This window comes from Neochlamydia sp. TUME1 (assembly GCF_000813645.1).
Lineage (GTDB): Bacteria > Chlamydiota > Chlamydiia > Chlamydiales > Parachlamydiaceae > Neochlamydia.
Map to the genome: position 1 here is coordinate 1 of NZ_JRXI01000225.1, position 1786 is coordinate 1786.

Sequence of the window (1786 nt, forward strand, 5' to 3'; positions counted from 1 at the left end):
TGGTTGTAAGTACTTTTTAAATTGAGAGGGGCTAAAATGAAATAAAAAACTTTTAGCCGTCTTATCTTTAAACAAGTAATCCGTTTTCTTCCGGCAATTAAGCAAGTTTAAACTAACCTACACATTTATAACGTCAAGAAGCTTTTCTCTTTTTCTGAAGAAGCTAGGCGTATTGTATTCCATCATTCGTTAGAAGAATCATAACATTGCGCCAAAAAGAGCCGTTTTTCTCAAATAAGGCAAAAAATCAATCTCATTCTTTTGGGCCAACTAAAATTGCCGCGTCACTTAATCCCCAAAACCTGTGGCTGCTCCTAAATGCTTAGAAGCCCCCCCCTTTCCTTGAATCTATTTGAAACAAAAGCGCTGATAGGTCATCTTTGAGTTTTTTTCCTTGATAAGGATACGAATTCGTTTGACTTGCTTTTTTAATTTTTTATATTGTCTTTAAAAAATAAAAATGCTGAAAAAGTTATCTCTACCCAAGGAAATAAAATGCATCCTATCTCATCAACATCTATTGAAAGCTTGCCCAATGAATTGCTACTCCCTATCTTAGAGGCTTGCGTAGTTCCTTCCTTATTTAGCGTCTGTAAAAGATGGCATCATCTGATGGCTTCTGAGGTCATGCCTTCTCTTTATAAACAAATAGGTAAAGTACATGTTCCTCAAGGAAATGTTAAGGAGCAGGCTCTTATTGTAGATAGGATTTATAAGCTAGAAGAAAAGCTTTCTGAAGCAGAAAAGGTAAATGCAATCTTTAGGCAAATCTTTACTTTAGCCAAGTCTTTTTCTCCTTTGGAATTTAAATGGAAAACAGAAGAAAAAAGAGGCTTAACGCTGGCTAATTACTCTTCCTACCTTGTAAATATGAATCGCCTTTTACTTTGGAAAAAACTTCCTGGTGGGGAAGAATACTTGAGCCGAGAAGAAATTAAGCACTTGCCTCTAGAAAAAAAAGGAGAGCTTCTTAGAGATTGGATTGAAGAAAATTGTAAAAACTTAACTTCGCTAAATTTATCTGGAGCAGGCTTTACTTATTTACCCCCAGAAATATGCCAGTTATCTCGGCTGCAAACGCTTGACTTAAGTGAAAACCAGCTCACCAGTCTTCCTGCAGAAATCGGGCAATTGTCTCAGCTGCAAATGCTTAAATTAAATCAAAACCAGCTCACCACTCTGCCCGCAGAAATAGGGCAGCTGTCTGAGCTGACACGCCTTTACTTAAATCAAAACCAGCTCACCGCTCTGCCTGCAGAAATTGGGCAGCTGTCTAAGCTGCAAAGGCTTTACTTAAATCAAAACCAGCTCACCAGTCTGTCTGTAGAAGCGGTAGAAGAATTGAAACATTGCGCCAAAAAGAGCTGTTTTTCTCAAATAAGGCAAAGAATCCATCTCATTCTTTTAGCCAAACCAAAATTGCCGCGTCACTTATCCTAAGTTTGTAGAGTGGCTTGAAAACAATGTAGAGGAGCGGCTGACATTTTTTCAATTTTCTTTCCATCATCACGTAAAATTCGAAATTCTAATATAATGGAGAGATTAAATCAGGAGATTAAGAGACGCACAAGAGTAGTAATAGTATTTCCAAATGAAGAATCATGCGAAAGATTGGTTACAGCAATACTTCAGGAAATCCATAAGGATTGGATGAGTGATAAAGTATACTTGAAGATAAGATAGTGAGAACAAAAAAGATAAACAATATTTTTGCCTCTTAAAATTGTGAGTGTCAATTTTAATCCTGCCCCCTCACCCCAATGAAGGGGGGCTCATTAAAATTGAC

Annotated in this window: 1 protein-coding gene and 1 pseudogene; both read left to right on the forward strand. The window is 37.2% G+C overall.

Features of this window, described 5'->3' with window-relative positions; translation table 11 throughout:
- Positions 1-495 precede the first annotated feature (495 nt).
- On the forward strand, positions 496-1440 hold the full coding sequence (locus tag DB41_RS12135; RefSeq protein WP_052244126.1) for a leucine-rich repeat domain-containing protein: 945 nt from the start codon (positions 496-498) through the stop codon (positions 1438-1440).
- A gap of 57 nt (positions 1441-1497) precedes the next feature.
- Positions 1498-1683: pseudogene (locus DB41_RS11495) on the forward strand (transposase); the annotation flags it as partial.
- Between the last annotated feature and the right edge of the window lie 103 nt (positions 1684-1786).